Genomic DNA, 22,664 nt, shown 5'->3' on the forward strand with positions numbered 1-22,664 from the left:
TATTGCATATTTTCTTATAATACCCACAATCGAGAATGGATAAATATACCGACCTCATCCACCAGACATTCGACTTCCCGACAGACGAGTTTCAGGTGGAGAATAATGAGCTGCTTTTTAATGGTATTCCGCTAATGGATATCATCAAAAAATATGGCACTCCTCTTAAATTAACATACCTGCCAAAGATAAGTTCGCAGATACAACGTGCCAAAAAGCTTTTTAACGAGAGTATCGAAAAGCTGGATTATAACGGTACGTATACTTACTGCTACTGCACTAAGGCATCGCATTTCTCTTTTGTGCTGGAAGAAGCCCTGAAAAATGACATCCATATCGAAACTTCGTCGGGCTACGATATGCAGATCATCAGATCGCTTTACAAAAAAGGCAAGATAGATAAGAACACCTACATCGTTTGCAATGGTTTTAAACGCCAGCAGTACCGCGAGTGGATCTCTGAATTCATTAACGAGGGTTTTGTGAACTGTATGCCTATCCTGGATCACATTGGAGAGATAGACTACTACAAAGAGCATGTAAAGGAAAAAACCAAGCTGGGCATGCGCCTGGCTTCAGACGAGGAACCTAAATTCGAGTTTTATACGTCACGCCTGGGTGTTCGCTACAACGATGTGATTGATTTGTATGAAAAGCAGATTAAGCCGGATGACAGGTTTGAGCTGAAAATGCTGCACTACTTTATAAACACAGGCATTAAAGACACATCGTATTACTGGTCGGAGCTTAGCCGTTTTGTGCATAAGTACTGCGAACTGAAGAAAGTTTGTCCGGAGCTGGATACGATCGATATTGGTGGCGGCTTCCCGATCAAGACTTCAATACAGGTAGAGTATGATTACCGTTACATGACCGAAGAGATCCTTAGAACTATAAAGCGCATTTGTGCTGAAGAGGGAGTTCCGGAGCCGAACATCTTTACAGAATTTGGTATTTTTACGGTAGGCGAAAGTGCAGCCAACATCTACTCTATTTTGGATGAAAAGCTGCAGAACGATAAAGAACGCTGGTACATGATAGATGGTTCTTTTATAACGAACCTGCCGGATGCCTGGGCACTTAACCAGCGCTGGCCCCTGCTTGCCATTAATCACTGGGATAAGGAATATCGCCGAATTCAGCTGGGAGGCATGACCTGCGACAGCCAGGATTACTATAACTCGGAGATGCACTCGTTCCAGGTATTTTTACCTAAACTCCCTAAAGATGAGCCACTTTACATTGGGTTCTTCCATACGGGCGCTTACCAGGAACAGCTTAGCGGGTATGGTGGCATCAAACATTGCCTGATTCCATCGCCGCAGCATATTTTAGTAGATAAGGATGAGAACGGAGAAATAAAGACCTGGCAATTTGCGCCGGAGCAAACAAGTGAGTCAATGTTACGTATCTTGGGCTACGAAGCATAAGGTAAATACTATTTTCACTTTTTTTAGTAAGTAACTTTTGCTTTAATTGTATTTCCCTTATTTTTGATCTACCATCGTTAAATATTCACCGTCATGAAAAAGTTATTAGTATTCGGTACGCTTTGCCTTGCTATGGGCATGGCTTCCTGCAAAACCTACTGCCCGGCTTACAACTATAACCTGGGTAATGTAGAAAATCCTTCTGTAAAGGAGAAAGTTAGCGTATCGGCATCTAACGAGACTCCAGCAACGAACAGAGTAAACGGCTAATACAGCTACTTACACCCTTAAAAATATAAAACCGGCTTATGGCCGGTTTTTTTATTGGGGAGAATTTGTAAACTATAGTTTAGAATAGAGTAAATTATTCGATCAGGTAAGGAACAATTCCCCTCTAGAGAGGGGTTAGGGGTGTGTTTACTTATGAGAGAGCACATTCATACAAGCTATAACCTATTCAAATGAGCTCTTATAAGTGATGTAAAAACAAAAGCTCTCCTTTTACAATAAAGAGAGCTTTTTAAGTTTTATTACTTTAAAATATTACTTCGCTGGAATATACACATAACCAGTAAACCCATCCAACAATAAAATCTTATTGCCATAGTTTACAGCCATTGCTTCAGAAGAAAGGGAGCCTGCCGGATATTTCCCTATTTTTTGCCACTCTTCTGTAATCATATCAAATGAATACATATCGTATTTATTATCACCTAGTGCTGTATAGATCTTATTATTTATCAAAACTGACAGGTGTTTGTTCCGTGCCTGAGAATCAGACCATTGGTAACCCGGTATTGGTGCAACAATGTATGACCAGGAGTTATTAACCGGATCATACGCCGCAAAATTATAAGCAGGAAATGGCCATATAGAAGTAGAATAAATGTAGCCTTTGCCATTATACACAAAGCTATTACCCCAGCTCATGTTATCTATGTGTTCCAATATAGCACCTTTCTTTGTCCAGGTATCCGCTGCTATATCGTATTCATATATCTCCCCACCTCTACTATCTCGTGTAACATAATATTTACCATTAAGTAAGAATCCTGCCGCTGCTGACATCTTAACAGGGCAACTCGCTTTCTTAGTCCAAACCTTTGTTGCAGGATCATATTCCCAAACTTCATCAAACTTCTCACTGTTATCAATCTTAGCACCTAACATAAGATACCCTTTCCCATTGTAAGAAAAAGCATTTCCTTCCTTTCTTGGTGAAAATGGAATTTCTCCCTTAGAAGTCCACAAATCCAAATTCAGATCGTAGGTACGCAAATCTCTTTTCGTTTCGTAAGAATTAGGTATAATATATAGAATATCACCTATAAAAAATCCGGTAGAGAAGTCTGGCCTAAATGGCAGGTATAACCTGGCCCATGATCCTGACTTAGCTGTCTCAAATGGGTATACATTCCCTTCGTATCTACTCTGAGAGTAATTAACTACATTATCCTCATGAATAAGATAGGCTTTAGCATAGTATTTTGTTCCTTCTTCTAATCCATTTACTCTCATCCTATATGAGTCGCCAACTTCTGGCCCAAATACTATCTTCGTACCTGTTTTTATATCAACTTCTGGATTCTTAGAATATACAACACCATACTCTTTTATACTTGGATCCTTTTGATGTATTAAACCGGAGAAAACCACAGAGGACTCCAGGACAGCACCTGGCTCATTAAACTCAATAGTTGTCTTGGCTCTTGGAGCTGGGGTTTGGACAGGAACCGGATCCTCTTTTGCACTTTCTTTACAAGCAGTTAGGGTAAGGGAAAGAGCGATGATAAGCAGTAAATGTTTTTTCACGGTACTAAATATTAAGTTTGTTAGATATATTAAAACCTGAATTTAGTTATATATTTAAATCAAAACAATAACTTTTGCTTGCTATTACCCCCCAACTATAACCTGCGCTGCATCCCACAAATCGTTCACCTGCAACGGGTAAGTGCCAGCCTCATACTTATCCCCCACTAATATCGACCTCACTCCTACTCTATCTGCAGCTTCAATATCCCTCAGCGAATCTCCTATCATCCAACTATAGTTCACGTCAATGTCATATTTGGCAATGGCGCGTTCCAGCATCAGGCTGTCGGGTTTACGGGAAAGGGATTCGCTATAGTTTGGGTGTGAGGGAGCGTAGTAAATAGCATTAATCAGGTTGTTGCAACTATCCTGTAATTTCCGATGGCAGGCCATTACATCATCTTTGGTATATAACCCTTTGGCAATGCCGCCCTGGTTGGTAATAACTATAAGCAGATACCCGTTATTCTTCAGCAATGTCAGGGCTTCGGGCACTCCCGGCAAAACTTCAAACTCGTCCAGTAAATAAGTGTAGTCGCCGCGCTCCCGGTTTAGCACCCCATCTCTGTCCAAAAACACGCATTTCTGCTTCGCCATAAAAGTATAACCAGTTTTAAATGCTAAAATAGAAAATAAAGCGTTTGAGATAGGTATAATTTTTCTGCTCCTATCGTAAAGATAAGTAGAACCAGGGTAGAAAAACATGAAAACATAGTGCAATTACAGGAGGTAAATCTAAAGCAGGAAAGGCGGGTATATGAGAGTGGCGATTATTGGTGCAGGAATTTCGGGATTGGCGCTGGCTTATTACCTGCAAAAGCTTGGAGTACCTTATGACCTTTTCGAAGCAAGTGAAAATGTTGGTGGTAATATAAAAACGGTAAAAGAGGGCGGATATCTTTTAGAGCTCGGTCCAAACTCGCTACAAGTTACCCCTGAACTTAAAACCCTAATCCGGGAACTGAAACTGGAACAGGAAGTAGTGCCCACTGCCCAGGCAGGTTATCAGCGGTATGTGCTTCATAACGGATCTTACGAAAAGCTTCCGGTAAATCCTTTCTCGCTGTTATCCAACACTGTCTTCTCCTGGAAAACAAAACTCCGCATCCTTCAAGAAAAAGAGATTCCGCCTGCAGATATAGATTACGAAACGATAACCCAGTTTTTTGAACGGCGTTTCGGACATGGTGTTATTGATTATGCTGTAAATCCTTTTATAGCCGGTATCTATGGTGGTGACCCTGAAAAGCTGCTTGTTCATAAAGCGCTCCCGATGCTGAAAGAACTGGAAACCAACTATGGTTCCGTGCTTAAAGGATTGATGCAGCATAAAGGTACCCAGCTTGCCCCTGAAAATATCTCGTTTGCAAACGGAATGCAGACCCTGCCTAATGCCATTGCTGAAAAACTGATCTCGCTGCATACCGGGCATTATGTAGAAATGATTACCCGCAACCAGGGCAAATACATTATAAGCTGCGCTACCACCGGCGACTACGATACCCAGGAATATAACCTGCTGGTGCTGGCCCTGCCGGCACTACACGCCGCAGAACTGCTGCATTATACTTTTCCGGGAATGGCAGCGGCTTTACAAAACATACATTACCCGCCCATGGCTGTTGTGCACTCTGTATACAACCGCAACGACGTAAGCCATGACCTGAACGGATACGGAGCCCTGCACCCTAAAGCCGAATGCCCGTTTGCTGTTGGCTCTATCTGGTCCAGTTCCTTGTTTGAAGGACGCTGCCGCCCGCATGAAGTGTTATTTACCAGTTTTGTTGGAGGTGCCCAGTTTGAGGAACATGCGCTTACCAATAAGGACGAGTTGATGACGTGTGTGCACAAAGAGCTTGAAGAAACCTATGGCATAAAAGCTGAGAAACCGATATTCCAGCACATGCACTTATGGGAACATTCCATTCCGCAATACGACCTGTATATTGAAGATGCACATCACATGGCAGAACAACTGGAGCAGGACGGCTTGTTTATAGCCGCTAACTGGCAGGCTGGTATATCGGTGGCGGGCTGCATTCGTCATGCTAAAGAACTCGCTCACAAAATTAATTTAAAAAGGCCCGCACCATCAATAGCCGAATAGCTATATTTGCGGTATGAAAGAATCGTTGGTGATCATCCCAACCTACAACGAGCGGGAGAACATTGAAGCTATAGTTCGGAAAGTGATGTCACTGGCTCACCCCTTTCATCTTTTGATCATCGACGATAACTCCCCTGACGGCACTGCCACTATAGTTCGCGACCTGCAACCAGAGTACCCTGAGCGCCTTTACCTTGAAACCCGTATGGGCAAACTTGGTTTGGGCACTGCTTACATCCATGGTTTTAAATATGCACTCCGCAATGGGTATGAGTATATTTTTGAGATGGATGCCGACTTCTCGCATAACCCCGACGATCTTATAAAACTGCACGATGCCTGTGCTGTAGATGGCTACGATGTGGCTATTGGCAGCCGCTATATACAAGGCGTAAATGTGGTTAACTGGCCCATGAACCGTGTGCTTATGTCGTGGTTCGCCAGCTGGTATGTGCGCCTGATAACCGGGATGCCCATTGCTGATACCACCGCCGGCTTTAAATGCTACCGCCGCAAGGTGCTCAAAACAATACAGCTTAACAAGATCAGGTTTGTGGGCTATGCTTTCCAGATAGAAATGAAGTTCCTGTCTTACAAATACGGCTTCAAAATAAAGGAAGTGCCCATCATTTTTACCGACCGCACCAAGGGGCAATCTAAAATGTCGTCAGGCATTTTTAAAGAGGCCGTACTGGGAGTGCTGAAAATGAAAGTGAACAGTTTCTTCCGCCACTTCGACCGCTATTAACCATTCCTGCTTTTTGCAGTAACCGGGCTTAATTCCTGCTTTCTTTCAGAATTTCATAGCACTGCGCTATATATCTACAGGCAAATAAATTAACTTTACCCATTATGTACCTGCAAAGCGTATAGTTTTACGGGTATGGGCCACCGCTTCTGAATTCATTTTTATGGATAATATATATTTCTGGATCTTCTTTAACGTCTTTGTACTGCTGCTTCTCGCCCTGGACCTTTTTGTTTTCCACCGGAAAGAGCACGAAGTAAAAATTAAAGAAGCGTTGCTTTGGAGTGCCTTCTGGATCGGGCTGTCGCTAGCTTTTAATGCCCTGATCTATTACCTGGAAGGCCCCGGCCCAGCCCTAGAATTCCTCACAGGCTATCTGATAGAAAAATCGCTTAGCGTCGATAACCTGTTCGTGTTCATTCTGATCTTCAACTATTTTAAGGTTCCTACAAAGTATCAGCACAAGATCCTCTTCTGGGGTGTACTGGGCGCGCTGGTGTTCAGGGCTATCTTTATATTAGTAGGTGTTACGCTTATTGCCAAATTCCACTTTATCATCTATATACTCGGGGCTTTCCTGATATTTACGGGTATAAAAATGGCATTCCAGAAGAACGATGAAGAGCTGCACCCTGAGCAGAACCCGTTTATAGTTTGGATTAGCCAGAAGCTTCCTTTCACGAAGCACTCAGTTGGCGGTAAATTTTTCACCAAGATCGACGGTAAAATATTTGCCACGCCCCTGTTCCTGGTACTGATCATGGTTGAGACAACGGATATCGTTTTTGCTGCAGACTCTATTCCGGCTATCCTGGCCATCTCCAAAGATCCGTTTATAGTTTATACCTCTAACGTATTTGCGCTACTGGGCTTGCGGGCACTGTATTTTGCACTGGCAGGTATCATGCAGCTGTTCCATTACCTGCATTATGGGTTGTCGGTGATACTGGTATTTATCGGCTTTAAACTGATGCTGAGCGATGTTTTCCACCTGGATATGCGTATTGCGCTTGGCGTGGTTGGCGGTATTCTGGCCATCTCGGTTATTGCGTCATTAATGTTCCCTAAAAAGGAGGAGGACCTGCCAAAACCACAGAATTTCGAGGACAAAAAAGATGCTGGCGTAAAATAATTTAAGTGTAAAAATTGCTTTTAGCGGATTTTATAGTTTAACTTGCGTCAATCAAATACAAGAAATGAAATTATTCTGCACATATATGTTTATCAATATTTCCAAGGTCCATCTGTGGGGCTCTGGTGGTAGACATTTGTGTATAGTATAGATATACTTTTATCAAAAGCCATTTAGAGCCCCGCCCACAAGCGGGGCTTTTTGTTTTTTAACCCAATTGTAAAACCATTTAACGAAAGGCTGAAAAGCCATTTTTACAACAGTTTTTTTATGTACAGTCATGAGAGCAAGTAAAACAACCATCAGTTTGGCACCGCAGTCCAGCTTCAGGAATGCAAGCGGAATGCCCGTGCTGATTGCTGGCCCATGCAGCGCCGAAAGCGAAAACCAGGTATTAGAAACCGCCCAGCTTCTGAGTAAGATGCAGAACGTGAACATTTTTAAGGCAGGTATCTGGAAATCGCGCACACGCCCGAATAGCTTTGAGGGTGTCGGCTCTAAGGGGTTGCCATGGCTGCAAAAAGTAAAAGAACAAACCGGTCTGCGCCTGGCGGTAGATGTCTCGAACGCGCAGCAGGCCGAAGAAGCCCTGAAACATGGCATTGATATCCTTTGCCTGAATGGCAGGGTAACTGTAAACCCGTATGCCGTTCAGGAAATTGCCGACGTACTGCGTGGAACTGCTACGCCGGTACTGGTAACTAACCCGGTTTACCCGGATCTGGGCTTGTGGGCAGGTGCTTTCGAAAGACTGCAGCAAGCCGGCCTTACGGATCTGGGCGGTATTCATCGTGGCTTTTCAGGGGAAGATAAAGAGCTGCTGTACCGCAACCAGCCTAAATGGGAAGTAATGTTGCAACTACGCCAGGAACTTCCGGAACTACCTGTGCTTTGCGATGCCAGCCACATTGCCGGTAAGCGCAGCCTGCTTTACCCGGTTGGCCAGCGAGCCTTAGATCTTGGTGTGGATGGCCTGCTACTGGAAACACATGTAAGCCCGGCAACAGCTTTGAGCAGCCAGCAGCAGCAGTTAATGCCGCAGGAACTGGCCGTATTGCTGGGCGCCCTTAAAACCCGTGTAAAGCTCAGCGAAACAACCCAACTGGTAGAGCACCTGGATGCCCTTCGCCAGGAAGTGGAAACATTGGATGAGCAGTTAATGGAATTGCTGTTGCACCGTTCAACAGTAGCCAGCCAGATGAGCAGCTTCGGATTGGGCAGTGCATCACCGGCAGACCAGCTTCGCAAAAAGCAGGAGCAACTAACCGGTTTGCTAAGCCAGGTAGGGCAGCCTTTTACCAGCACAACCGGCAGCGAACCCACAAGTGCGGTAGCCTGAGAACTATAGTTAGACAATAAAAGCGAATAAGTATGATTTATGGTGTAAAAGGCACGTTTTCCGGAAGATGTGTGTTAAGTTGCAGCATAAATTGACCATCAAACTATAAATACATGAGTACGCCACTTTCACGTTTCCGCGCGATTGCCTTATATGAAGGTATTTCTTTTCTGGTGTTGCTGTTTTTAGCGATGCCCCTGAAATATATGTTAGACATACCTGAGCCAGTGAAGTATGTAGGCTGGGCGCACGGTGTTTTGTTTGTGCTGTATGTGGCCACACTGGCGCATGTTTTCTTTGCTGAGCGCTGGTCGTTCCTGAAAGGCGTGGTTGCATTTGCCCTGTCGTTTGTGCCGTTTGGTACCTTCTGGCTCGACAAAAAGCTGAAGCAGGAAGAAGAAGCAAAGCTTGCAGCTAAACGCGAAAGACAAGTAGCGTAACTATAGAAATATATACAAGAAAGCCCTGCCGGAAACGGTGGGGCTTTTTGTTTGTCCTATAGTTTGGTCAGCAACTATAGTTGGCGTGCAGCAGCTTTGCGGGCGGCGGCCTGCGCTATAATACTGGCCACTACCAGCTGCAGCGCATGGTAGATCATGATCGGCAACAACACCACACCCACCATATTGGCATCCGGGAAAAGCACTTTACTCATTACCGTGCCATGCACCAGCGATTTTTTAGAGCCGCAGAACACCGCTGTAATCTTATCTTCCCAGGTTAAATGAAGTAAGCGGCTAATGGTCGTAATAATACCGTAGATCAGGAAAAACAGCGCCAGCATACCAACCCCCAACCCAACCAGGTGCAACATACTCAACCCACCAAACAGGTTACGGGCATACGACTCGCAGAACGAACTATAAACTATAAGCAGGATGATACTCTGGTCGAAGAAGCGGATCTTCGCTTTATAGCGCTCTGCAAAAGCTCCCAGCCGGCTGTGTAGCAAGATTCCAACTATAACCGGAACCAGCACCTGTACCACCAGTTTCAGCATCACCTCCTGCATATCAATTGTTCCGGCTCCAGCCGACAGGAAAACACCCATCCAGAGCGGCGTAATAAAAACACCCAGCAAACTGGAGATACTGGCATTAAAGATGGCAGCCGGCATGTTGCCCCCCGCTACCGAAACCATAACCACCGACGAGGAGACAGTAGAAGGCAGGGCAGCCAGGTAAAAAACGCCCAGCCACAACAGGCTAGAACTATCCGCACTGACAACCTGCATCAACAGCAACACAAGTACCGGAAACAGTACGAAGGTGCTTAGCTGTACCAGTAAATGAAGTCGCCAGTTGCTTAAACCGGCTTTCAGTTTCTCGGGGCTCAGGCGCAAACCATAGAACAGGAAAATAACCGAAACGCCTACATCCGTTATCGTTCCCAGGGCCAGCGGGCCATCTTTTACTCCAACCTGCGGCCACAAGTATGCCAGCACAATCATCAACAGTAGAGCCAGCAGAAACCAGTCTAACCCCAGCCGGTTTGCAAAACGGTTCACCCGCGGTATCAGCCCGACACCTTTTGCTACTGTATTATCGTTGTTATCTGGTTTCATGGGTGCAAGTATAGTTGCAAAGTTTTGTAAAGTATAACGGCCCTGCAACTATAGTTGCGGGGCCGCCAGGTAAGGTTAAGCTATAGTTTAAAGATCGAGCAGATCAATCGTTTCCAGTTCAAACTCGGAAGTATCCGGTTCTTCTGACATAGAAGTATCCGGGGCGGTAACTATAAGGTCGCGGGCACGGCCATACAGGGTTACATTCGGGTACAGGTTCTCATATTCTGCCTCTGTTATTAATCCTCTGCGGCGCATAATGCCACCTATCAGCCTGTAATAATATCCTTTCCAGTTACGCAGGTTGCCATGGCTGTCGAAAGAGGAACGGTAGCGTTTCGGGCTTGGGATGATGCTGGTAAGGAAGATGGATTCTGCCAGGTTAAGTTCTGATGGCTGCTTTCCGAAATAGAACCGTGAGGCATCTTTGGCGCCGTATACGTTTGGTCCCCACTCAATAATGTTCAGGTACACTTCAAACATACGATTTTTCGATACCAGGTCCAGGTTCTCTATCAGCCAGACGATAATGGCTTCTTCTACCTTACGGGTTATCGTTTTATGGCGCGTCAGGAACACGTTTTTAACCAGCTGCATCGAAATGGTACTGCCACCGCGCACAAATTCGCCTTCTTTCAGGTTTTTGATAATCGCCTGCCGGAAAGCTTCTTCGTGGAAACCATTATGCTTGTAAAAGCCTGCATCTTCTGCGGTAAGAATGGCATTGCGCAAATATGGCGATATCTGGCTGATCGGGGCAAAGAATGGATTTGCAGGACCAACAGTAAACGTACGAACCGGCTTTCCATACTCATACACAGTGTGAACAAACGACCCGTTGATCTTTTCGATGTTGGTTTTGCCCCACTTCAGTATCTTGAAATCTTTGGAAGCATCCAGGTCTGAGTCAAACTTAAGGCTGTCCAACTGGTCCATGTTCACATGGAAGCTCATTTTATATTGTAAGGTCCCCTGTGCTTTTATGCCATCCAGGTTTTCGAAAAGGCCCGGCGGCAGCGACTCAAAGAAATCGTTGGCAGGAATCTTCTCCGTATTAACTTTCAGGTCTATTATTTTAGAAGGATTGCTCTGGTAGCTGGCCTGCAGGTTTGCAACAGCGTGGTTTACGCGCACTTTGGTAGGCTCCTCAATGGCGTAAAAGTCTTTGCCGATCGTTACCACATAATCTACTGCGCTTTCTTTCACCAATACATCTTCAGTAGCAATGCGCGGGTGGTTCACTACCAGGTTCTGCACTTTGGCATTGCCGCGTAGGGTAAGCCTGTCTTTGCGATATTTTTTATCCTCCAGGCTCACATGCAGCGTATCGAAGGCTACAGTTCCGCCAAATTTTTCTTCCACGTAAGGCACACGTATACCATTCTTATCCGAAGCATACACACTGGCAGAAAGATTATAGTCGCCGGGGTCTATGGTTCCGCGAACACGCATGTTGTTCACAATGCTGTCCATTTGTATCGTCAGTTCCGTGTTTATCGTGCCATCATCCATTTTCAGGAAAGGCATTTTTACAGCTATAGTTCTGTTCGGCGATTCATAGGACACATTCAGATTCTTAAAATCAACCTGGTTGGGCACGTTATCGAAAGCGGTCTCTATCAGGCGGTTAAGCAGTTCGCCATAGTTGCGCCCACCCTTAGCAGTAGTGTCCGCCGGTTCTGCCTTATCAGACTTAAACAGGAACGTAAAGTTGTTGATATCGCCGTTTTTGCGGGCTGTTAAATACCCGTTGGCCACCTGCAGTTTATCGAACACGATACGGCCTTTTAAGATGGACCGGATACTGACAGTAGCATGTACCGAGTCGGTAACGAACAGGGTATCGCGGTCGTGTGGTACCAGCGAAATGCCACTCAGCACTACAGAGTTTATGTCTGTGAAGTGGGCATCCTGCACTTTAAAATCTACGGGATATTTGTTCTCTATCCGGGCCTCAACTTTTTTAATAGTGTATTCGAGAAGCTTACCCCTGAAAATAATGAGCAGAACGAGGAGTATAAGGAGCAGCGACACAAAAATGCCCACTCCGATCAGTATTCTTTTTTTCAATAGTTGGTTCAAAATATTCGCTGCGAATTACGCTATTTAGATTCAGTATCTAAAATCAGAGTTAAGTATAGTGATCTCTAAAGATACGAAGGCTTGTGTGTATTATGTTATACCCAAACACATACGGCAATCTGTTTTTTTAGATATAGTTATACCTGTATACTCGGATCATCCAAAAACACAAACTATAACTGGTACTATAAATTTCAGTTACAGCGCTTTCGGTGTTGGCGTACTATGGCATTCCTGCTTATCTTTGAACAAAAACTATACCTGTGATGAATCTTACTACGCTTACTGCCATATCGCCGGTGGATGGCCGTTACCGCCGCAACACCACTGAATTAGCCGCTTACTTTTCTGAGTTTGGCCTGATCCGTTACCGCGTGCTGGTTGAAGTGGAGTATTTTATCGCCCTCTGCGAACTGCCTTTGCCACAACTACAACAAGTTGACAAAAGCTTGTACCCGGCGCTGCGCCAGATGTATGAGCAATTTACCGAGCAGGATGCACTAACTATAAAAGAGACCGAAAAAACGACCAACCACGACGTGAAAGCGGTTGAGTATTTTATAAAAGATAAGTTTGATTCGCTGGGTCTGGGCGAGTACAAAGAATTTATTCACTTCGGATTGACCTCGCAGGATGTAAACAACACGGCTATACCGCTTTCGATGCGTGATGCAGACGAGCGTGTGTTGCAACCAATGTACCAGCACCTGCACCAGACGCTAACTGAACTGGCTCAGCAATGGAAAAACATACCGATGCTGGCGCACACGCACGGACAGCCCGCCTCTCCTACCCGTTTAGGCAAAGAGATCATGGTGTTTGCGGAGCGTCTGGAGGCACAGATGGATCTGCTGCGCCAGGTTCCGTTTTCGGCTAAGTTTGGCGGGGCAACAGGTAACTTTAACGCACACCACATTGCGTACCCAACTATAAACTGGCCCGATTTCGGAAACAAATTTGTGCAGGAGAGCCTTGGTTTACGCCGCAGCCAGTATACTACCCAGATAGAGCACTACGACAACCTGGCTGCTTACTTCGATGGCCTGAAACGCCTGAACACCATCCTGCTGGATTTTTCGCGGGATGTGTGGCAGTATGTATCAATGGGGTATTTTAAGCAGAAGATCAAAGCCGGCGAAGTTGGCTCTTCGGCGATGCCGCATAAAGTAAACCCAATCGATTTTGAAAATGCCGAAGGGAACCTGGGTATTGCCAACGCTATTTTAGAACACTTATCGGCCAAGCTACCAATCTCCCGCCTGCAACGTGACCTGACCGACTCTACGGTGCTGCGTAATGTGGGCGTGCCGCTGGCGCATATTGTTATCGCTTTAAAATCGCTGGAGCGGGGAATTGGTAAACTGGAACTAAACGAAGCCGCCCTGACACATCATTTAGAAGAGAACTGGGCTGTAGTGGCAGAAGGAATTCAGACGGTGCTACGCCGTGAAGGCTACCCACAGCCTTACGAAGCCCTGAAAGCACTAACCCGCAAAAACGAAAAAATTACTGCCTCAACTATAAGCAATTTTATAGATGGCCTGCAGGTGAGCGAAACTATAAAGGCTGAGTTAAAACAGATAACACCTTATACTTACACGGGTGTGGATATGCTGTAGTCAGTCCTTAACTATAAAAAGAAAACGCCTGTAGTTTTGCTACAGGCGTTTTCTTTTTATAGTTGGTATATTATTCACAAACGATGCTTCGGCTTACAATTTCTCCGTTAGTTATCACTATCTGGTTCCCGGCTTTATCATACAAGGTGCAGTTAAACTCGGCTGTAGCCAGTAACTGCGATTTACTGTCAGCCGTATTTGCCGACACGTTAGTTACGTTAAAGCTGCCGTTGCTTTGGTCGGCTGTGCCAAAATCCGTGCTCCAGACTTTGCCATAAATATCGGTGTACCTGATGACAACGCCATCCTGCATAGGCTTATCGGAGAACGTTTCTAACCGGCCAAAACTATAGTCTCCGGTCTGGAGCATGGTTTTGCTTTGCGTGCAATCTGTAGTGCAGGAGTTTCGCTGTTCTATAAATGCTATTTCTATTGATTTTTTGATGTCGTTTGACTTAGCGACCTGCATAAACTGTATTTCGGTGCAGCCGGCAGTAGTTGCCTCGGTTTGCACAAATGCTTTGCTTGTGTAGCCGTCTTTCCCTTCAGGTAAGTAAAGCGATTTCCCATCCATATCAGCTTCGAAATAAAATGTCCCTTCAGCGATTGGCGTGTTATCATCTTCTTCTTTGTCGCAGCTGCTTAAAGCAAACATACTACACACTGCAAACATGGTGGCGGTCATTAATTTGGTTTTCATAATTTTTATTTTGGTTTAGCTTGGTTTCAGTTTATAGGTAACGGGAACGCCTTTGATATATTATAGTTATCCTATATTAACCAACATAATAGTTGTTATTGAAAGTACATTTAGAGGACAAGCCATAGTTGCTACTTCAAAAAGGAAGCTCAACTTTATATTAAATCAGCAATTTATCGTTTAATAAAAGTCAGGTATTTCTGGCACGTATAGTTTGATGCAACAATACACCAGTACATGAGCGAAGACAAATATTTACCTTACGGGGTACTTTTTATGCGGCTGGCGCTGGCCTTTACCCTGCTGGCCGCCATTGCTGACAAAGCCGGCTACTGGGGCGAACCGGGATCGCCAACTATCATCTGGGGAGACTGGCATGTGTATATAAATTATATGCATGCACTCCTGCCGTTTACCTCTAAAGGCATGACCGAAATGCTGGCTACTGTTGCAACGGTACTGGAAGGTGTCTTGGCGCTGATGCTACTCATCGGGATTAAAGTGAGGTGGGCCGCCCTTGGTACCGGAATCTATAGTTTGTTCTTAGCGCTTGGTACGCTGGTTTTTATCGGTGTTAAGGCTCCCTTTAATTATAGTTTGTTTGTGGTTTGCGCGGCCGGTTTTCTGCTTGCCTGCTGCCCTATTTACAGATTTACTGCACATGGCATAAAAAAACGCAGCACCTATCATCCGTATTAAGGAATGCAGGTGCTGCGCTCTTAGCTGATACTATAACCAACTATAGTTTCTTACATAACGGGCTGCTTTACACTGAATGTAACAGCCTTGCTACCCATTACGCCGTTTTCAGTCAGGCCCTGCACAACTATAAGGTAAGTACCAGTCTGGTCTGATGTGTAGAAGTTTACCTGCTTTCCTTTGCCGGTTACAGCTTTAAGGTCTGGTGCCCAGTGAAGCAGGTTGCGGAGATCGGCCAGGCGGCTATGTTTCTGTTCTGTTGTTTCGTAGGCCGGTGCGTAGAACTCCCGTTGCAATTGCAGGCCTTCATAAGCTTGCATTAATGCCCGCGGGTCAAGCTCAAAACCCGCCAAGTCGCCGGTATAGGTTGTGTAACTTACCACGCCATTGTAAACCAACGGCCCATTAAAGTAAAGGCTGGCTACAACATCCAGCTTTTTAACCTTAAGCGGATCAAAAGCCATGATCTTGTCTATGTTAAATACCGGAACGCCATCCAGCAATACCATGGGGTTATCCTGGAAAATACTTTTATGTGGCCTGTCGAAAACCATGAACCGGAAGTTACCACCTCGCCTGCGCACCTGCACGCCGGGCACATATTCGCGCATTACTTCTTCCATTACCTTAAAGCGCTTGTAGTCATCGAGCAGGTAGCTTTCGCTTGGCTTGCCATAAAATGCGATGCTATCCACTCCCGCCGATTTAAACAAGTTGGTATAGTTACCGAAATAGGCCTGCTTTACCTGCATTTGCACGTGGCGTAAGGTAAGCTCACTTTGCAATGTTTCCGAAAGATCGAATGCTGCGACTTTGTTACTTGAATATTTATCAGAGAATGGACTATTGATCTCGAAATGGTAGGTGCTGTCTTTTGTGAAGTTGCTTTGTACTACAATGTCTTTCTCCCCGAAAAAGTCTTTCACCTCAAACTGTATTGCTCCGTTGGCATCACTTCTGGCGTTATAAAACCGGATGTGCTTGCCTGGAGAACCAAGGTAGGTTATAATGCCCGGTGCAGGCGCACCAGTTGATTTACGGGTTACCCTACCTGTTACCAGGTGTCCGTTATACTCCGGCAGGAAACTATAGGCAGCAGGCTCTTTATTAAGGACTTCTTCCCATTTAAAACGGTTCCAGCCATGTGTCAGCATCAGGTTATCTATGGCGGCAAAGTCTGTTTTACCCAGCGCTGAAAAATAGTATGCCGGGTTTTCTATAGTTCCTTTCAGATCAGATGTAAGCCAGAAGTAGCTTTCGATGTTGCTTTCTGTAGTTCCCTGCAACGAATCGAGGCGGTAAACAGCCATTGATAAGTTTGCAGTAGATGTTGCATTATCAGCGTTTGCAAGCAGGTCCAGGGTTACTTTTTCGCGGGTATTATACTGCGGTTTATCAGGTGTAACATGCAGTTCCAGATTGTGCGTTGGCTGCTTAAAGTACAGGCGTTCGGCTACAGGTAGCTGTTGGGTATTAAAAACAGTAAAGTGTGTGATGCCATCTGCCAATGCTTTTTTATCCACTATAAAAGTAGCTTGTCCCTGGTTTAGCGTTGCCACTTCTGCTACGGCTACCATTTGCCTTGTGTGCCCAAGCAGATAAACTTTCTCTCCTTGTTGGCCAATTTGGTTTAGAGTTATCTTAAGGTGGTCAGCATCAGATTCGGTCAGCTGTAAAGCATACCCCTTCTCTAAAACGGCTGGCAATGGTTTTGTAAAGCCCCGGTCAGCAGTTAATTTAACTATAGCAGTGTAGGTCGCTCCTTTGGTAGGCGTAAATGTAAAATGGCCCATTCCAAATTTGTATGGCTTGAAATCAGCTATTTTAGTGCCATACTGGTCGTGCAGCTCGCCTGTAAAATCAATGCCCTTCCCTGTTTTCTGGTTTATGGCTTTAAACGCCACTTTGTTTGCAACGCCAGCCACCATGTTGCCACCTTCCGGGAAGAACTGTATCGTGTACCCTGCGGCAACTGGTTTTTCCGGGGCCTCCGGTTGCTGGAAAGTATTAACTATAGTTACCGGCTGCTCAAAGTAGAACTCAGGACTAAAATTCTTCATCCAGTTGGTGTAAGCCCTTACCTTATAGTTGCCGGATTTCAGGGTAACAGGCAGAATAAATGATCCGTTACCGGTTCCTTCTTTCAGGGCTACTTTAGCCTGCAACACCGCCTGCTGTGCATCATCCAATACCTCTACATAAGCAACTTTGCTCATATCCAGGGGTTTGTGCAGCGTACCATCTGCATTGTATAGTTTAAACCACATGGTTTCGCCGCAGGCGTACACGGGTCTGTCTATGTGCAGGTATAGTTTTTCCTGTAGTGCGGTTTTGCGGTGCTGGTCAAACTGCTCTCCTATCGTTTTAAAACTGGTATTTTGCGCCGTTACGGTACCAGATGCCAGCAACACAAAGCAAACCATAGCCATTAAGCCTGCCTTACTTAAAAAACCAGCCTGCATAAACGTATTTCTGTTGATGTGCATTTTTTGTCTCTTTTTAACCTTCAGCATTACTCCCAGAAAGCAGGTTTCACATTTGTACCACGGGTACGGCAATCAACGCAACCTACCGTCGCATAGCTATACCCGATAGGAGACATTCCTCCATTCGGTGGGTATACTTCATAAACAGGCATCACATAGCCACCTTCAAAATATTCACGTGGCGTGCTGTTTGCCAGCAACATGGTATCAATGGTACATCTTGGTATAAATGTTCTCCAATCACGGGGCAAATCCTTCGAATCTATAAAAATGCGCTTTTGCTGCATCGTGGAGGCGGTTACATAGCCAATTACAGGCTCGTTAGGGTCGGTCAGGCTTTTTATGTTACCGGTTAACTGCGATGGCAACGGATCGAACAGGGTACCGATATTTTCGGTATTCTTTTTCAGGGTCTCCCAATAGGCATAAGCTTCGCGGGTAAGCGCATATTGCTTTACCAGTATGCTATACTTCACCCCTATCTTTTCGGAGTTATAAGGTATTGCTAACAGTTTATACTTACTTATCACATCCTGGCTTAAGCGGATAGAATTTCCCAGCTCAATAGTGGTAGAGTATTCTGATGCCCAGCAGTTATAAATATCCGGATCATTGCGGTCACGGAGCTCAATTCGTCCGTTCACATATTTTAAGGTTGTACCCCAGGCCGCCCTGTAATGCCAGGTATGCTCAAACTCCCAACGGTAATAGCGTGTCTTGTTGTTAGGGTCGTGTGTGCTAACGTATAGTTGAACTTCATTATCTACCGGTTCCCAGGTAACTTCATCAATAGCCGGCGTATGCTTTACCTCCACATATTCAGAGGCATACTCCTTACCATCCCTTGTCCGGATGAACAGGCGGTATTTTGACGCCGGGTTAATATTTAAGTTATCAATAGTATAGTTGCCATTGCCTGCCTCATATAACCTATAGTGCTCCCCATTTTCAGACTCTACCTGCACTATAGCATTGGTCTCCGCAGGCGGAAGTGTTTCCTCCTTTAGGTTTTGAGTGCGTAGCAACTGTACTGTAGTTGGCCCATTGGTATTAATAAATCCGTTCACTACCAGGTAGCTGTTTGGCCCCTCCAGTACTTCCGGCGAATATGGCTCTACACAGCTGCTCACTAACAGCATCATAAGCCAGCCTATCGTCTTGTTCCAGTTCAGGAATTTCATGCGCTTAAAACTTAAAATTATAGGTTACAGTAGGGATAGGCTGCCCGAAGACCGACATTTTGTACCCTCTGATTTTGTTCTTATCTGACTTGAAATAAATAGAGTAAGGGTTTTTGCGGCCTGTAAGGTTATACACAGCCACTGTCCAGGAGCTATGCGCCAGTTTATTCACCTTATGGTTGCCCTCAATGTTCATGGCAAAATCAACGCGGTAATAATCCGGAACGCGGTATTGGTTCCTGTCAGAATACAGGACGCGCTGTGCACTTCCGTCGTAATACTTGGCAATCGGTAACGTTATCGGTCTGCCGGTGCTATAAGTAAAGTTAAGCGAGGTACTGAAGCGCTGGCTGAATCTATAGTTACTGATCAGGGTAAAGTCGTGTGGTTTGTCATAGTTGCTCGGGTAATATTCGCCCCTGTTTATGACCTCTGAAGTGTTTGGATCGTTTACACGAGCCAGCGTGCGCGAATACGTATAGCTCACCCAGCCATTCATTTTTCCGGTCGCTTTCTTCACCATCAGTTCCACACCATATGCTTTTCCTTCGGCATTGGCCACATCGGTTTCTATATGGTGGTTCATGATAATAGAGGCGCCACTTCTGTAATCAAGAAAATCCTGCATCCATTTATAGTATGTTTCTGCAGAAAACTCAATGGTATTTGCTCTGAAATTGCGGTAATACCCAATAGCTACCTGGTCGCCTACCTGTGGCTTAATGTTGCTGTCGCTTAGTTTCCAGGTATCGGTCGGTGACATAGATGCTGTATTGGAAAGCATGTGCATGTACTGACGTAGCCTGTTGTAGCTTAGCTTAACAGAAGAGTTATCAGTCAAATTATACTTGGCTGATAGCCTGAACTCCGGTCCATGGTATGTAGCAATAGGCTCGCCTGAACTATAGGAAACCGTATCCGTCATGCTGCTTTCGGTTTTCGGAATTCCCGGAGCATAAGTATACACATCGCGTGGGCCGAGTGCAGTAAACATAGAGTAACGCAACCCAACCGAAACTGAAAGCCGTGGGCTTATGTCGTACCTGTCTGAGATGTAAATGGCACTTTCAACCGCTTTTTCTTTCTGAATAATGTCTTCCGAGATAAGTGACTCCTGGCTGTGTGGCGTCAGGCTGCCAGGCGAAGACTGATAGAAGATAGAGCTGGCCCCAAAGTCTACAGTATGTTTTTCGTTAGGGAAATAGTTGAAATCTACCTGCAGGTTGCTCTGGTCTATTCCAAAAGCCAGGGTGGCCGCATTTACAGCATTCCCTTCATTCGAGATATCGTAACTATAATGGCTGTGCGTGCCCGTAACTACGCTGTATAGTTTGTTATGAAAGTTGTGCTTCCATTTTAAACTTGCGTTCTGGTTCTTGAATCTGTAAAGTGTATCGGCATCCAGCTTAAACCTGTCTTTGCTGATATAGCCTGTAAAGAATACGCTGTTCTTGCTGTCTATCTCGTGGCTGATGTGGGCATTGATATCATAAAAAGAAGCTTCACTGTTCTTAAACGATTTGTTTGGCAGTTGCTTTAATATCCAGTCGGAGTACGTGGTACGACCGCCCAGCAAAAACGAAGTTTTGTCTTTTATGATTGGGCCTTCCAGTGTCAGCCTGCTGGTCAGTAAACCAATACCGCCCGCTCCTGAAAACTGTTTTTTGTTTCCTTCCCTGGTTGTAACTTCCAGCACCGACGATAGCCTGCCGCCATATCTCGCTGGCACAGCACTTTTGTATAGTTCCACCGACTTAAGCACATCCGGGTTAAAGGCCGAGAAGAAACCAAACAAGTGCGATGGGTTATAGATCGTCGCATCGTTCAGCAGGATCAGGTTCTGGTCTGTAGAGCCGCCCCGTACGTTCATGCCGGTACTTCCCTCTCCCACCGATTTTACACCCGGCAAGGTTTGCACTACACGCAGAATATCTGTTTCGCCAAAAGCAGTAGGCACCTGTTTTATAGTTCTGATGTCCAGACGCTCCATGCCCATCTGCAGCCCGGAAACGTTTTTATCTTTTTCAGCTTCAACCAGCACCTCTTTCAGCGACCGCACATCTTCTTCCATATCGATATCCAGCTTGCCGTCACCGTTCAGTAATACCTGGCGCTTTGCATTCTTCAGCCCAATTCCACGGATCTTCAGTTCATGACGGCCAACCGGAAGAGTGAGTGAGTAGTAACCATACTGGTCGGAGGCGGTGCCTATAGTTGGCGACTCAATATAAACATAAGCTCCAATGATCGGCTCGCCTGTGTTAGCGTCCCGAATGGTACCTGCCAGGTTTGCTTTTGACTGGCCTCCTGCGTTGCCTATCTCATATAGTTTTATTTCTGAGACTGCTTTTTTCTGTTTCTTCTGTTGCGGCAGGTAAAAATCGGCCAGTTGCGTGTTATCAACTTCCTTAGATTTGCTTCCATTGTTGAAGAAATTATCCGGAAGGCTGGTAAGCACTTGCTTTTCGCTGGTTATAAAAACCTGTTGCTCTTCGCTAATGGCAAACCGCAGATTGGTGCCCAGTAATGCCTGGGTCAGCACTTTGCTAAGTGGCTGCGCAGTTACTTGTATATCTACTGTTATACTATCCGTAACTACCGGGTCGAAGTAAAAAATAAACCTGGTCTGTGCCTCCAGGTCTTCTACAAAGGTCCGGAAGGTCGTGTTTGTATAGTTGCCAGTTACGAGCGGATCGTTCACCTGCTGTGCAAAACCAGTGACTATAACACCGGAGAAAAATACGATCAGCAGGAATAAATTTCGGTAAAATTGAGCCATGAAGCTTTTTGTGTGGCTAATGGTTGATAGTTTAGTATAAGCACTCTGAGGAGCAGTTCTTTATTGCTCTTTTGGTTCGAGCGTATCGTAATAATGGGTTATTTTAAAGATTGCCTCCTCGCGTTGCTTTTTGAAACGAAGACCGTTGGTTCTGGCAAACTTGTTAAGCAGTTTCTTTTCACCACCAAGTACTTTCAGAACAGAATGCTTACTGCCAACCTCGTAGTACTTGCCATCCTTCCAGAGATAATAAGCATCTTCCACATTAAATTCTCCCTCAATACCTGCACTGGTCGCCTGTTCCTTCAACACTTTTTTCCTGCGGACCAGCATTTTCACACTGCCATCGTACATCAGATCGTAAAAACCAGCCTGCAGACGTGTACCGGCAACGCTATCTGTATTTAAATGCACAAAGGTATGGCCGCTTAAAAGAAACTCCTTCACTTTTGGCTTAACCAGCATCTGCGAATATCCACCGCCTGCATGGGCAATAACCACTTCATCCAAAGCCACATCGTAGGTCATCGGCACTTCATAAAACCAGGCACCATCATACAGTACGGCCCCTTTTACGAAGCTTTTTTCTTTAAAAAACTGATGCCCTTTTACATAAGGTCTGATCGATACAAAATATTCCGGCCCGTTGTAAAGATGCGCGTGTGAGCCCACAGCATTTCGGTAAGCCTGCACAGCACCATCAACAGATTGCTTTACAAAACCGGTATCAGGCAAAGCGGTTTGCGCCAATATTGTAACGGGTGCAAAAAGTATGGCAAAAAAAAGAAGTAACGGGAGTAGATTTCTTGACATGGATTGTGATGTAGCTCAAATGCAGCGAAGTAGCTATAAATATAGCAGATGTTTAATGTTATGACAAGGAGTCTCTCTAAATTATTTAATCCTTTATCAAAACTTAGTTATATGGTACGCTAGATAACTATAGGAAACGGCTTGGTTACTTCTATACCTGAAAAATAAAT

At 45.1% G+C, this 22,664-nt stretch carries 18 protein-coding genes; 9 read left to right on the forward strand and 9 right to left on the reverse strand.

Annotated elements, in window-relative coordinates:
- The first annotated feature begins 35 nt into the window (after positions 1-35).
- A complete protein-coding gene (locus KYK27_RS11665) occupies positions 36-1,430 on the forward strand; it encodes an arginine decarboxylase (protein WP_199110167.1) in 1,395 nt (464 codons plus the stop codon).
- Between the two features lie 93 nt (positions 1,431-1,523).
- On the forward strand, positions 1,524-1,700 hold the full coding sequence (locus tag KYK27_RS11670; protein ID WP_199110168.1) for a hypothetical protein: 177 nt from the start codon (positions 1,524-1,526) through the stop codon (positions 1,698-1,700).
- 273 nt (positions 1,701-1,973) lie between these two features.
- Here KYK27_RS11670 and KYK27_RS11675 read toward each other — a convergent pair whose 3' ends face one another.
- On the reverse strand, positions 1,974-3,242 hold the full coding sequence (locus KYK27_RS11675; RefSeq protein ID WP_199110169.1) for a Kelch repeat-containing protein: 1,269 nt from the start codon (positions 3,240-3,242) through the stop codon (positions 1,974-1,976).
- An 84-nt stretch (positions 3,243-3,326) separates the two neighbouring features.
- Entirely contained in the window at positions 3,327-3,842 is a 516-nt protein-coding gene (locus KYK27_RS11680; protein ID WP_199110170.1) for a D-glycero-alpha-D-manno-heptose-1,7-bisphosphate 7-phosphatase, read from the reverse strand.
- A 160-nt stretch (positions 3,843-4,002) separates the two neighbouring features.
- Here KYK27_RS11680 and hemG point away from each other — a divergent pair, with 160 nt between their 5' ends.
- From hemG to KYK27_RS11705, 5 genes are all read left to right on the forward strand, one after another.
- Positions 4,003-5,352, forward strand: a complete 1,350-nt coding sequence (hemG, locus tag KYK27_RS11685; protein ID WP_199110171.1) for a protoporphyrinogen oxidase — start codon at positions 4,003-4,005, stop codon at positions 5,350-5,352.
- A gap of 13 nt (positions 5,353-5,365) precedes the next feature.
- A complete protein-coding gene (locus KYK27_RS11690; RefSeq protein ID WP_199110172.1) occupies positions 5,366-6,100 on the forward strand; it encodes a polyprenol monophosphomannose synthase in 735 nt (244 codons plus the stop codon).
- A gap of 163 nt (positions 6,101-6,263) precedes the next feature.
- The gene (locus tag KYK27_RS11695; protein ID WP_199110173.1) at positions 6,264-7,232 is read left to right on the forward strand and encodes a TerC family protein; all 969 of its coding nucleotides are present in this window, start codon (positions 6,264-6,266) and stop codon (positions 7,230-7,232) included.
- A gap of 280 nt (positions 7,233-7,512) precedes the next feature.
- Entirely contained in the window at positions 7,513-8,571 is a 1,059-nt protein-coding gene (locus KYK27_RS11700; RefSeq protein WP_199110174.1) for a 3-deoxy-7-phosphoheptulonate synthase, read from the forward strand.
- Between the two features lie 113 nt (positions 8,572-8,684).
- The gene (locus KYK27_RS11705; protein ID WP_199110175.1) at positions 8,685-9,011 is read left to right on the forward strand and encodes a DUF3817 domain-containing protein; all 327 of its coding nucleotides are present in this window, start codon (positions 8,685-8,687) and stop codon (positions 9,009-9,011) included.
- Between the two features lie 74 nt (positions 9,012-9,085).
- Here the strand turns inward: KYK27_RS11705 and KYK27_RS11710 are convergent, their stop codons facing one another.
- Positions 9,086-10,135, reverse strand: a complete 1,050-nt coding sequence (locus tag KYK27_RS11710) for a bile acid:sodium symporter family protein (protein WP_199110176.1) — start codon at positions 10,133-10,135, stop codon at positions 9,086-9,088.
- A gap of 87 nt (positions 10,136-10,222) precedes the next feature.
- Positions 10,223-12,205 carry a biosynthetic peptidoglycan transglycosylase gene (locus KYK27_RS11715; protein WP_199110177.1) on the reverse strand — a complete coding sequence of 661 codons (1,983 nt, stop codon included), beginning with the start codon at positions 12,203-12,205 and terminating at the stop codon, positions 10,223-10,225.
- Positions 12,206-12,483: 278 nt separating this feature from the next.
- Between KYK27_RS11715 and purB the strand changes: the two genes are divergently transcribed.
- Positions 12,484-13,836 (forward strand): adenylosuccinate lyase, encoded by a 1,353-nt coding sequence (gene purB, locus KYK27_RS11720; protein WP_199110178.1) that lies wholly within the window; start codon positions 12,484-12,486, stop codon positions 13,834-13,836.
- A 70-nt stretch (positions 13,837-13,906) separates the two neighbouring features.
- Here purB and KYK27_RS11725 read toward each other — a convergent pair whose 3' ends face one another.
- A complete protein-coding gene (locus KYK27_RS11725; RefSeq protein WP_199110179.1) occupies positions 13,907-14,536 on the reverse strand; it encodes a hypothetical protein in 630 nt (209 codons plus the stop codon).
- Positions 14,537-14,773: 237 nt separating this feature from the next.
- Here KYK27_RS11725 and KYK27_RS11730 point away from each other — a divergent pair, with 237 nt between their 5' ends.
- Positions 14,774-15,235: a DoxX family membrane protein gene (locus KYK27_RS11730; RefSeq protein ID WP_199110180.1), complete on the forward strand. Its 462-nt coding sequence runs from the start codon at positions 14,774-14,776 to the stop codon at positions 15,233-15,235.
- Positions 15,236-15,285: 50 nt separating this feature from the next.
- Here the strand turns inward: KYK27_RS11730 and KYK27_RS11735 are convergent, their stop codons facing one another.
- The 4 genes from KYK27_RS11735 to KYK27_RS11750 are packed head-to-tail and all read right to left on the reverse strand — an operon-like array spanning position 15,286 to position 22,494.
- Positions 15,286-17,721 (reverse strand): hypothetical protein, encoded by a 2,436-nt coding sequence (locus KYK27_RS11735; RefSeq protein ID WP_219337363.1) that lies wholly within the window; start codon positions 17,719-17,721, stop codon positions 15,286-15,288.
- A gap of 26 nt (positions 17,722-17,747) precedes the next feature.
- Positions 17,748-18,902 carry a DUF4249 domain-containing protein gene (locus KYK27_RS11740; protein WP_233150390.1) on the reverse strand — a complete coding sequence of 385 codons (1,155 nt, stop codon included), beginning with the start codon at positions 18,900-18,902 and terminating at the stop codon, positions 17,748-17,750.
- A gap of 4 nt (positions 18,903-18,906) precedes the next feature.
- On the reverse strand, positions 18,907-21,681 hold the full coding sequence (locus KYK27_RS11745; protein ID WP_199110182.1) for a TonB-dependent receptor: 2,775 nt from the start codon (positions 21,679-21,681) through the stop codon (positions 18,907-18,909).
- Positions 21,682-21,741: 60 nt separating this feature from the next.
- A complete protein-coding gene (locus KYK27_RS11750; protein WP_199110183.1) occupies positions 21,742-22,494 on the reverse strand; it encodes a hypothetical protein in 753 nt (250 codons plus the stop codon).
- Positions 22,495-22,664: the final 170 nt, after the last annotated feature.

The organism is Pontibacter populi (genome assembly GCF_019336435.1).
Classification (GTDB): Bacteria; Bacteroidota; Bacteroidia; order Cytophagales; family Hymenobacteraceae; genus Pontibacter; species Pontibacter humidus.

Excerpts from the sequence above, each read along its gene's own strand:
- KYK27_RS11700 (WP_199110174.1), top strand. The coding sequence starts at position 7,513 with ATGAGAGCAAGTAAAACAACCATCAGTTTGGCACCGCAGTCCAGCTTC.
- KYK27_RS11665 (WP_199110167.1), top strand. The coding sequence starts at position 36 with ATGGATAAATATACCGACCTCATCCACCAGACATTCGACTTCCCGACA.
- purB (WP_199110178.1), top strand. The coding sequence starts at position 12,484 with ATGAATCTTACTACGCTTACTGCCATATCGCCGGTGGATGGCCGTTAC.
- KYK27_RS11740 (WP_233150390.1), bottom strand. The coding sequence starts at position 18,902 with ATGAAATTCCTGAACTGGAACAAGACGATAGGCTGGCTTATGATGCTG.
- KYK27_RS11750 (WP_199110183.1), bottom strand. The coding sequence starts at position 22,494 with ATGTCAAGAAATCTACTCCCGTTACTTCTTTTTTTTGCCATACTTTTT.
- KYK27_RS11705 (WP_199110175.1), top strand. The coding sequence starts at position 8,685 with ATGAGTACGCCACTTTCACGTTTCCGCGCGATTGCCTTATATGAAGGT.
- KYK27_RS11735 (WP_219337363.1), bottom strand. The coding sequence starts at position 17,721 with ATGCACATCAACAGAAATACGTTTATGCAGGCTGGTTTTTTAAGTAAG.
- KYK27_RS11710 (WP_199110176.1), bottom strand. The coding sequence starts at position 10,135 with ATGAAACCAGATAACAACGATAATACAGTAGCAAAAGGTGTCGGGCTG.
- KYK27_RS11725 (WP_199110179.1), bottom strand. The coding sequence starts at position 14,536 with ATGAAAACCAAATTAATGACCGCCACCATGTTTGCAGTGTGTAGTATG.
- hemG (WP_199110171.1), top strand. The coding sequence starts at position 4,003 with ATGAGAGTGGCGATTATTGGTGCAGGAATTTCGGGATTGGCGCTGGCT.
- KYK27_RS11680 (WP_199110170.1), bottom strand. The coding sequence starts at position 3,842 with ATGGCGAAGCAGAAATGCGTGTTTTTGGACAGAGATGGGGTGCTAAAC.
- KYK27_RS11745 (WP_199110182.1), bottom strand. The coding sequence starts at position 21,681 with ATGGCTCAATTTTACCGAAATTTATTCCTGCTGATCGTATTTTTCTCC.
- KYK27_RS11690 (WP_199110172.1), top strand. The coding sequence starts at position 5,366 with ATGAAAGAATCGTTGGTGATCATCCCAACCTACAACGAGCGGGAGAAC.
- KYK27_RS11695 (WP_199110173.1), top strand. The coding sequence starts at position 6,264 with ATGGATAATATATATTTCTGGATCTTCTTTAACGTCTTTGTACTGCTG.
- KYK27_RS11730 (WP_199110180.1), top strand. The coding sequence starts at position 14,774 with ATGAGCGAAGACAAATATTTACCTTACGGGGTACTTTTTATGCGGCTG.
- KYK27_RS11670 (WP_199110168.1), top strand. The coding sequence starts at position 1,524 with ATGAAAAAGTTATTAGTATTCGGTACGCTTTGCCTTGCTATGGGCATG.